Source organism: Arthrobacter sp. NPDC056691, from assembly GCF_042791415.1.
In the GTDB taxonomy this organism is placed as follows: domain Bacteria; phylum Actinomycetota; class Actinomycetes; order Actinomycetales; family Micrococcaceae; genus Arthrobacter.
On the sequence record NZ_JBHTXX010000001.1, the window covers coordinates 418,927 to 429,138 of the forward strand.

Here is a 10,212-nt window from a genome sequence, read left to right on the forward strand (position 1 = left end):
AGGTTCGATTAGAACAGCAGGCTCATGGGCAGGATGAGGAGGATTGCGACGACGGAGGCCACCGATACGCCGACGGTCACCGATTTCAGGGCGCCCCGCACGCTCTGGCCCAGGAGCGACTGCAGGAGCCAGAAGGTGTTGCTGGTGACGTGGACCATGAACAGGGATCCCGCGCCGGCCGACAGTGCCAGGAGGACGGGGTCCAGTCCGATGACCGGCGCGATCGGGGCGAGCAGGCCCGCTGCGGTGATGGCGGACAGGGTGACGGAGCCGACGGCGATGTGCAGCACCGCGGCGATGGCCCAGACCACGAGGAGCGGGGCGACGGTGCTGGCGGAGAAGAAGCCGCCGAGGATGTCTCCGAGGCCGGCTGCCTTCACTGTCGCGGCGAGCGAGCCGCCTACGCCCGTGAGGATCAGGATCTGACCGCTTTCCTTGAAACCGACGGCGATGGCTTCCTCGACCTTTTTCTGCCCGATCGCGGAGCGGGTGACGAGGCAGGTGCCGATCAGGCCGATGAGCAGTGCGATGACCGGTTCGCCGAGGAGCTGCAGCCAGGGCAGGTCGATCTTCAGGATCTGCAGGATGGCACCCGCTCCGATGAGGAGCAGTGCGGTCAGCAGCGGGGCGAAGAGCAGGATCAGCGGCGCCTGCTTCTCTTCGCGTTCGGCCACGGCAACGGCCGCACCGGCCTTCCGGGCGCCGGGTCCGTCGCTTCCGGGTGTGCGTCCGCCAGGTGCCGCAGAAGCGGAAGCCGCGGTGCCGCCGTCGTACTCTTCCTCTTCGCCCTCCCGGTCTTCTTCGGCGACGAAGGTGTGGTCCTCATCCTTGGCCTCGTTCCAGAAACCCCGGCGGAAGAGGAAGGTCATGATGGCGATGGCGATGATGATCGTGGGGATGACCAGCAGCAGGCCGAACAGCAGCATTTTGCCGAGCGGCACGTTGAGGAGGCCCGCCAGGGCGAGGGATGCGACGCCGGGAACCGTGAAGACGATGCCGCATTCGAGGGCAATGGCCATGGCGGTGGCCATGCGCGCCGTGCCGAGTTTGCCGATTTTGGGTGCCAGCTTGCGGGCGAGCGGGGCGGAGATGACCAGCAGCACGTCCAGGAAGATCGACTGCAGCACCGTTCCGATGGCCAGGCCCATGGTGTAGGGCAGGCGCTTCGGGCCGAACGTCTGCAGCAGGTGCTCCACGAGCCGCCGGATGGCTCCGCTCTGGTTGAGGATGGAGCCCATGAGTACGCCGAAGGCGATGAGCAGGCCAACGTCCACCATGATGTCGCCGAAGCCGGCGGTGATGGTTTTGACGGTTTTTTCGACGCCGAGGCCGACGGCGAGGCCGAGGTACACGGAGCTGAGCACCAGGGCGATGACGGGGTTGACTCTGAAACGAACAATCAGCAGCACGGCGGCGAGGACCGCGATGGCTGTGTTGATCAGGACAGCGATGTCTGACATGAGGGGAAATCCGATCGTTGGGCCTTCCGCACTGAAGGCTTGGGAGCAGGTCGGTCGTGAGGAGCGACACATTCGCTGTTCTCATATTATGGGTTTGAGCTCACAATGCAAGATGTTTCGGACAACAAAAAGCGCGAACGTACAGCTGTGGCCCCATTTCCCGGTGGAAAAGGGGCCACAACTGTACGTTCGCGCTGTAGTTACAGGAGTTGGATCAGGAGGCCTTCGCGCCTTCCCTGCTGCCCCAGTTCATGGCGGGCTGGGTTTCGACGTTGTTGAACGTGTAGAGGTGGATCCCCGCAAGCGCAGCTTCCATGGCGGCCAGTTCGGAAACCAGGGACTCGGATGAGTAGCTGCCGGCGTTCAGGAGCCTGCGCGCGAGCGGCCCCTTGCGGTTCAGGAACTTCAGCGAAGGGCCTACGCCGATCTTGGTGGCCAGCGAGATCAGCTTGGCCCGCGGGACGGCCCCGGCCACTCCTGCCCAGATCGGGAGATCGACACCTTCGCGGCGCAGCAGTTCGGCGTACCAGCCCACCTTGGACGCAGAAAAGCACATTTGCGTCACCACCTTCGAGGCCAGGTGCTGTTTATCCAGCAACACATCGAGCATGTGCAGCTCGTTGTGCTTGGGATGGCCTTCCGGATATCCGGCCACGCCGATGGCCATGGTTCCGCCGGTCAGGTCGGCAATGTCCTCCATGAGCCGGAAACTGTTGCCGTAGGGACCGGCAGCCTCCGAAGCGTCACCGCCGATCGCGAAAACCTCCGTGACCCCGGCAGCCCCGCAGTCGCGGAGCATGCCCGCCAGCTGGGCCCGGCTCCCGATGCTTCGTGCCGCAAGGTGGGGAATCACCTTGTAGCCAAGCTGGCCAAGTTGAACCGAGGTCCGCACGGTGGCCCCAACCCCGTGGTGCGGCAGGCAGGTCACCGTGAGCGTTGATCCGGCGGGAACGTGCGCCTGGACTTTGGCAATGATGCCGTCCGTGGGGATGATCTCCAGGCGCAAAGGCAAGTGGTTCGTCATGAGCAACTCCAGGTCTGGGTGGATGGGCTTGTCAGCGGAGGATGACCGTCCGGTTCCCTGACAGGATGATTCTTCCTTCGGCGTGCCAGCGCACAGCGTTCGTCAGGGCCCTGCACTCAGCATCCTTGCCTACGGACACCAGATCCGCGGGAGTGTAGGTGTGGTCGACCTCAATCACCTGCTGCGCAATGATCGGTCCTTCATCAAGCTCTGAGTTTACGTAGTGGGCCGTGGCGCCGACCGTCTTCACTCCACGCTCATGCGCCTGGTGGTACGGCTTGGCGCCCTTGAAGCTGGGCAGGAAGGAATGGTGGATGTTGATGGCCCTGCCGACGAGCCGGGCGGTGGCGGAGTCGCTGAGAACCTGCATGTAGCGGGCCAGGACCACGAGTTCCACGTCGAGCGCGTCCACGAGTTCCAGCAGGGCGGCTTCCGCCTGCGGCTTGGTCTCCGGCGTCACAGGGATGTGGTGGAACGGGACCCCATGCCAGGCCGCGAGCCCTTCGAGGTCGGGGTGATTGGACACGACAGCCGCTATCTCCACCGGCAGTTCGCCGCTGCGGGCGCGGACCAGCAGGTCGTTGAGGCAGTGATCGTATCTGGACACCATCACCAGGATCCGCTGCCTGCTGTCATGGCGCTCCAGGCGCCAGTCCATGTTCCACTCGCCGGCCAGCGGCGCGAAGCTATCCCGGAGCTGGTCGACGGCGGACCGGTCAACGGCGGCGGTGTCACCCGTGGAGGCCGTCGCGGCGAAGTGCACCCTCATGAAGAAGTGCCCCGCGGTCCGGTCACCGAACTGCTTGAGGTCAACGATGTAGCACTCCTGGCTGAGCAGGAAATCCGCGACCGACCGGACGATTCCCAGGGAATCCGGGCAATGGAGGGTGAGTACAAATTCCGCGCCCGTACCGGGGGTCTGGGCCCCGCGGGCCTGACCCTCCGCCTGTGCAGCAAATGTCGGCTTTTCCTCGGTCCTGATCATCCCTTGACGCTTTCCTTCTCCTCGAGACGCCGGCCCGCCTGCTCGCGGGCGGCGGTCTCCTCAGCCTGGAGCTCATGCTGGAAGGCTGCGTAGCGGGCCAGGTGCGCAGGCCGGCGGCGCAGAACCAGCCAGGCCGCACCGAGCAGGACGAACCAGGCGGGGGTGATGAGCAGCGCCGCCAGGGTGTCCGGCTGGGTGGTGAGGGTCCACAGAACGAAGGCGAAGAACGCGAAGACCACCCACACCATGGGAATGCCGCCGGGCATCTTGAACCTGGAGGCAGTGTGCAGGTGGGGACGACGCCGGCGGAAGGCAATGTAGCTGGCGAGGATGATCGACCAGACGAAGACGAAGCAGACAGCGGAAACGGTGGTGACCATGTCGAACGCCTTGCCGACGTCCTGGCCGGCGTACATGAGCACCACTCCGGAGAGCAGCAGGACACAGGACAGGAACAGGGCGTTGTTGGGAACCTTGCGGCGGGACAGGCTGCCGAAGGCGGCCGGCGCGTCGCCTTCCTGGGCCAGGCCGTAGACCATGCGCGAGGTGGAGTAGATTCCCGAGTTGGCCGAGGACATGGCCGAGGTCAGCACCACGAGGTTGACCACCGTGGCGGCGGCTCCGAGCCCGGCCAGCGAGAACATCGCAATGAACGGGCTGTGGCCGGCGGCGAACTGGGTCCAGGGCGTGACGGACATCAGGATGATGAGGGCACCCACGTAGAAGAGCAGGACGCGCACCGGGATGGAGTTGATGGCTTTGGGGAGATTCTTCTCCGGGTTCTTGGCCTCCGCAGCCGTGGTGCCCACCAGTTCGATGCCCACAAAAGCGAAGACGGCAATCTGGAAGCCAGCCACAAAACCCATGAATTCGTTGGGGAAGAAGCCGCCATGGCTCCACAGGTTGGTGAAGCTGGCCTGTCCGGCGTCGCTCTGGAAACCGGTGAAGATCATGAACAGGCCCACGACGATCAGCGCGGCGATGGCGATGATTTTGATGAGCGCAAACCAGAATTCGGTCTCGCCGAACGCCTTGACAGTGGTCAGGTTCAGCAGCAGCAGGATGGCGACCGTGGCCAGGCCCGGGATCCAGAGCGGAAGTCCCGGCCAGAGCTCCCGGGAGTACCCGGCGATGGCGATGACGTCCGCGATTCCGGTGATCACCCAGCAGAACCAGTAGGTCCAGCCGGTGAAGAACCCCGCCCATGGGCCCAGCAGGTCGGCGGCGAAGTCGCTGAAGGACTTGTAGTTCAGATTGCTCAGCAGCAGCTCGCCCATGGCCCGCATGACGAAAAAGAGCATGAAGCCGATGATCATGTACACGAAGATCACGGAGGGCCCGGCCGCGGAAATGGTCTTGCCGGAGCCCATGAACAGGCCGGTGCCAATGGCACCGCCGATGGCGATTAGCTGGATGTGCCGGTTGCTCAGCTGCCGCTCCAGGCGGGGAGCCTCACCGGCCGGGGAGGCAGGAGGATGAATCGTCATAAGGAACTCCATCGTTCAAGTGGCCTTGAATGGCCACACTGATTCGGTTCCTCCCCGCTCTGTATTGGACCTGAGAGATTCCGCGGACATGGTCTTCCGCTTGCACCGTCGGTGAGACAGGACGTGCCTGCCTGCTTTCCAGAGTTGCCTCGCCGCGGCGGTACGTGGGCCTGAGAGTTTCCTGGGGAGGGTTTGCTCCTACGGCGCCTGCTGAACGTACCGGCAGGACTCTCCCGCCGCAGATCGTAAGCATTTTCAGTTATGGGATGGCAGGGGCCGTGAGCATGCCCGGACGGTCGTCCCGGACCGGTCAGCTCAGCCGGCTAGCCACCGGTTCAGTGTGGTCTCGGTCACGAAGAAATGTCAAACGGGGGCCGGATTTGGCATGCAGGGAAATGTCCGGTAACTTGTGAGCCGAATCACCCACATCTTCATAGCCTTTCGACCCGTGGCGGGAGAGTCCTCCCAGTCATTCACCGGGCAGGCGCCGTAGGAGCAAATCCTCCCCAGGAATCTCTCAGGCCCCCGTACCGCCACGGCTAGGCAACTCTGGAAAGCAGTTCGGGTAACCGGGCTCACCGACGGTGCAAGCGGAGAACCAAGTCCGCGGAATCTCTCAGGTCCAATACAGAGCGGGGAGGAACCCAATCCATGCCGTGCCACTCGTGGCCGGCCAGACCTGGAGTTCCTCATGACGATTCAATCTCTTCCATCAACTTTTGCCGACCGGCATATCGGCGCCCGGCGCCAGGCCGATATCGACACCATGCTCAAGACCGTTGGCTATGACACGGTCGAAGGCCTCGTTGATTCCGCCGTTCCGGCGTCCATCCGCCAGGAGAATGCCCTCCGACTCACCGCTGCCCTCAGCGAAGTTGAGGTTCTCTCCGAGCTTCGCCGCCTGGCCGCCAGGAACAAGACCGCGGTGCAGATGATCGGCCAGGGCTACTACGACACCGTGACGCCCCCGGTGATCCGCCGAAACATCCTGGAAGCACCCGCCTGGTACACGGCCTACACCCCGTACCAGCCGGAGATCTCGCAGGGCCGTCTCGAGGCGCTGCTGAACTTCCAGACCATGGTCCAGGACCTCACGGCCCTCCCCGTTGCCAACGCGTCCCTGCTGGATGAGGCGACCGCCGTGGCTGAGGCCGTGCTGCTCATGCGCCGGGCCAACAAGAACAAGGACGCCAAGGACGGGAAGACGGTCCTGGATGCGGACTGCCTGCCGCAGACCATCGCCGTCGTCCTGGGCCGCGCCGAAGCGCTCGGTTTCGAGGTGGAGGTTGCCGATCTCTCCCAGGGACTGCCCGACGGCGACATCAACGGCGTCGTCCTCCAGCAGCCGGGCGTTTCCGGCCGGGTCTTCGACCACAGTGAGGTCATCGCCGCCGCCAAGGAGCGGGGTGCGCTGGTGACGGTGGCCGCCGACCTGCTTGCCCTCACCCTCATCACGCCACCGGGCGAGCAGGGCGCGGACATCGCCGTCGGAACTGCCCAGCGCTTCGGCGTGCCGCTGTTCTTCGGCGGCCCGCACGCCGCCTACATGGCCGTCCGTGAAGGCATGGAACGCACGCTCCCCGGCAGGATCGTCGGAGTCTCCAAGGACAACGCCGGTGTTCCCGCCTACCGCCTCGCACTGCAGACCCGCGAGCAGCACATCCGCCGCGAGAAGGCCACGTCCAACATCTGCACCGCACAGGCGCTGCTGGCCATCGTGTCGTCCTTCTACGCCGTCTACCACGGCCCCGACGGCCTGAAGGCCATCGCCGAAACCGTCCACAACAACGCCCGCGTCCTCGCGACCGCGCTCAGGACGGCGGGCCGCGAACTCGCCAGCGATTCCTTCTTCGACACGCTCACCGTGCGCGTGCCCGGCAAGGCCGCCAAGGTCATCACGGCGGCCGAGGCCCGCGGGATCAACCTGCGCCTCATCGACGCGGACACCGTCGGCGTTTCCTTTGATGAGACGACGACGGCGGCAACACTTTCCGCTGTAGCCGTCGCCTTCGGCGCCGGTCCCGTAGGGGACGCAGCGGGCTTCGAACTCCCGGAAGCCGTGCTGCGCACGTCCGATTACCTCCAGCACCCGGTGTTCAACACGCACCGCTCCGAAACCCAGCTGCTGCGCTACATCCGCAGGCTCTCCGACCGCGACCTGGCGCTGGACAGGACCATGATCCCGCTGGGCTCGTGCACCATGAAGCTGAATGCGACGGCCGAGATGGAAGCCATTTCCTGGCCGGAGTTCGCCTCGATCCACCCGTTCGCCCCGGACTCCCAGACCGCTGGCTGGCGCGAACTCATCGATGGTTTGGAAGCTGACCTCGCCGAGATCACCGGCTACGACCAGGTCTCCATCCAGCCCAACGCCGGCTCGCAGGGCGAGCTCGCCGGGCTGCTGGCCATCCGCGGCTACCACCGGTCCCGCGGCGATGAGCAGCGCAACATCTGCCTGATCCCGGCTTCGGCGCACGGCACCAACGCGGCTTCGGCCGTGCTGGCCGGCATGAAGGTGGTCGTGGTGGCCACCGCCGCCGACGGCACCATCGACCACACCGACCTGCACGCGAAGATCGAGGCAAACAAGGACGCCCTGTCCTGCATCATGATCACCTATCCGTCGACTCACGGTGTCTACGACGCCGACGTCCGCGAGGTCTGCGACGCCGTGCACGCGGCCGGCGGCCAGGTCTACATCGATGGTGCCAACCTGAACGCCCTGGTCGGCCTCGCGCAGCCGGGCAAGTTCGGCGGCGACGTCTCGCACCTGAACCTGCACAAGACGTTCTGCATCCCGCACGGCGGCGGCGGACCCGGCGTCGGCCCGGTCGCGGCCAAGGCGCACCTGGCACCGTTCATGCCGGGCGATGCGAACAACGCTTCTTCCGACAACGCAGGAGCGGGACACGGCGTCGCCATTTCCGCCTCCCGCTTCGGCTCCGCCGGTGTGCTGCCCATCTCCTGGGCCTACGTGAAGCTCATGGGCGGCAGCGGCCTGACTGAGGCCACCAAGTCCGCACTGCTCGCGGCGAACTATGTCGCTGCGCGGCTGAACGAGTTCTTCCCGGTCCTCTACACGGGTGACAGCGGGCTGGTGGCGCACGAGTGCATCCTGGACCTGCGCGACCTCACGGGCAAAACCGGCGTGACCGCCGAGGACGTGGCCAAGCGCCTGATCGACTACGGCTTCCACGCCCCCACCTTGGCGTTCCCGGTGGCCGGCACCCTCATGGTGGAGCCCACAGAGTCGGAGGATCTGGCCGAAATTGACCGGTTCATCGACGCGATGATCGCCATCCACGCCGAGATCGGGCAGGTCGCCAACGGCGACTTCACCCTGGAAAACAGCCCGCTGCGCAACGCACCCCACACGGCAGCCGCCGTCGTCAATTCCAGCTGGGACCGTTCCTATCCCCGCGAGCAGGCCGCCTTCCCGGTGCAGACACTCAAGCAGGACAAGTACTTCCCGCCGGTGGGCCGGATCGACGGCGCGGCAGGCGACCGGAACCTGGTCTGCTCCTGCCCGCCCCTCGAAGCGTTCGAGGACAACACAGCAGACTTCGAAAACTAAGGATTCCGCAATGACCGAGAACTACACCGCCCTCTACGACCAGCACAAGAAAGCCGGCGCGTCCTTCACCGACTTCGGTGGCTGGCAGATGCCGCTGAAGTACACGTCCGAGCTGGCCGAGCACCATGCCGTCCGCAACGCAGCAGGCCTGTTCGACCTCTCCCACATGGGTGAAGTCTGGGTCACCGGCCCGGACGCCGGCGCCTTCCTGGACTATGCACTGGCGGGCAAGCTGTCCGCCATCGCCGTCGGCAAGGCCAAATATTCATTGATCTGTGACGCCGACGGCGGCATCATTGACGACCTCATCTCCTACCGCCGCGGCGAGCAGAAGTACCTCGTGGTCCCCAACGCCGGCAATGCAACGAAGGTGGCCACCGCCCTCGCCGAGCGTGCGGCGAACTTCAACGTCGCCGTCGAGGACGCCTCCGCGGAGACGTCGCTGATCGCGGTGCAGGGGCCCAACGCGGAGGCCATCCTGCTCCAGCTCGTCCCGGCCGGGCAGCACTCCCTGGTGACCGAACTGAAGTACTACGCCGCCGTCGAGGTGGGAATCACCGTCAACGGCACTGTCCTGACCTTGCTGCTGGCCCGTACGGGCTACACCGGAGAAGACGGGTTCGAAATCTACGTGCCGAACGAGGATGCCGCCGGAGTTTGGGAGTCACTCCTGGACGCGGGCGCCGCGCACGGGCTCATCCCCGCCGGCCTGGCCTGCCGGGACTCGCTGCGCCTGGAAGCCGGCATGCCGCTCTACGGCAACGAGCTCTCGCGCCACGTCAATGCCTACGCGGCGGGCCTGGGCCCGGTGGTTTCGCTGGCCAAGGAAAGCGACTTCGTGGGCAAGGAGGCGCTGGCCGCGATCAAGGCGGCCGGCGTTGGTTCCACCATTGGCCAAAAGCTCGTGGGCCTCAAAGGCCTGGGCCGGCGCGCCGCCCGGGGCCACTACCCGGTCCTCAACGACGGCATGCTGATCGGCGAGGTCACCTCCGGCCAGCCCTCCCCCACCCTCGGCTACCCGGTCGCGATGGCGTATGTCGACGTCGAGCACGCCGGAATCGGCACGGTCCTGGACGTCGACCTGCGCGGCAAGCCCGAGCAGTTCGAAGTGGTCACCCTGCCGTTCTACAAACGCTCCAAGTAACCGCCCGAGACGCAAAGGAAAATCACATGAGCAAAGTTGTTTCTGAACTGAAGTACTCCGCCGAGCACGAATGGGTTGCTGTTGACGGGTCCGGCCCTGTGGGGATCGGGATTTCCGCTGTCGCGGCCGACGCCCTTGGCGACATCGTGTACGTGGACCTGCCCGGGGTGGGCTCCACCGTCACGGCGGGCGAAACCTGCGGCGAGGTGGAATCCACCAAGTCCGTCTCGGACCTGTACGCCCCGGTCACGGGTGAAGTAACCGAGATCAACGATGGCGTTGTTGCTGACCCGGCCCTGATCAACAGCGACCCCTACGGCGCGGGCTGGCTGTTCAAGGTGGCCGTCACCGAAGAAGGCCCGCTGATGTCGGCCGAGGAATACGCAGCGGCAAACGGCGGCGAACTCTAACTCCCTCCCGAGAATGGAGTTTTTGTCCAGATACGCAGGTTGTCAAGCTGTGTGGAGTCACTGGGCTGGTTGTTTGGTTGTTTCGGGTAGGTTGATTCCGGCGTGGCTGGGTGGGGCTGGTGTGGTGG

At 65.3% G+C, this 10,212-nt stretch carries 7 protein-coding genes and 2 riboswitches; of the genes, 3 read left to right on the forward strand and 4 right to left on the reverse strand.

Annotation, left to right across the window (positions count from 1 at the left end):
* Positions 1-8: 8 nt before the first annotated feature.
* The 4 genes from ACFRAU_RS01930 to cycA form a co-directional block, all read right to left on the reverse strand.
* A complete protein-coding gene (locus tag ACFRAU_RS01930; protein WP_377998562.1) occupies positions 9-1,460 on the reverse strand; it encodes a GntP family permease in 1,452 nt (483 codons plus the stop codon).
* Positions 1,461-1,674: 214 nt separating this feature from the next.
* Positions 1,675-2,484: a methylenetetrahydrofolate reductase gene (locus ACFRAU_RS01935; protein WP_377998563.1), complete on the reverse strand. Its 810-nt coding sequence runs from the start codon at positions 2,482-2,484 to the stop codon at positions 1,675-1,677.
* A 31-nt stretch (positions 2,485-2,515) separates the two neighbouring features.
* Positions 2,516-3,469, reverse strand: coding sequence for a formyltetrahydrofolate deformylase (gene purU, locus ACFRAU_RS01940; RefSeq protein WP_377998564.1), 954 nt, complete (start codon positions 3,467-3,469; stop codon positions 2,516-2,518).
* Positions 3,466-4,956, reverse strand: coding sequence for a D-serine/D-alanine/glycine transporter (cycA, locus tag ACFRAU_RS01945; RefSeq protein WP_377998215.1), 1,491 nt, complete (start codon positions 4,954-4,956; stop codon positions 3,466-3,468). The genes purU and cycA overlap by 4 nt, the downstream gene beginning before the upstream one ends.
* A 148-nt stretch (positions 4,957-5,104) precedes the next feature.
* Positions 5,105-5,202, reverse strand: a riboswitch (glycine riboswitch).
* A gap of 196 nt (positions 5,203-5,398) precedes the next feature.
* A riboswitch (glycine riboswitch) is annotated at positions 5,399-5,499 on the forward strand.
* Positions 5,500-5,647: 148 nt separating this feature from the next.
* Between cycA and gcvP the strand changes: the two genes are divergently transcribed.
* From gcvP to gcvH, 3 genes are read left to right on the forward strand one after another with little or no spacing between them, the layout of a single operon-like run.
* Positions 5,648-8,530 (forward strand): aminomethyl-transferring glycine dehydrogenase, encoded by a 2,883-nt coding sequence (gene gcvP, locus ACFRAU_RS01950; protein ID WP_377998565.1) that lies wholly within the window; start codon positions 5,648-5,650, stop codon positions 8,528-8,530.
* Positions 8,531-8,540: 10 nt separating this feature from the next.
* Positions 8,541-9,674 carry a glycine cleavage system aminomethyltransferase GcvT gene (gene gcvT, locus ACFRAU_RS01955; protein WP_377998566.1) on the forward strand — a complete coding sequence of 378 codons (1,134 nt, stop codon included), beginning with the start codon at positions 8,541-8,543 and terminating at the stop codon, positions 9,672-9,674.
* A 26-nt stretch (positions 9,675-9,700) separates the two neighbouring features.
* Entirely contained in the window at positions 9,701-10,084 is a 384-nt protein-coding gene (gene gcvH, locus ACFRAU_RS01960; RefSeq protein ID WP_377998567.1) for a glycine cleavage system protein GcvH, read from the forward strand.
* Positions 10,085-10,212: the final 128 nt, after the last annotated feature.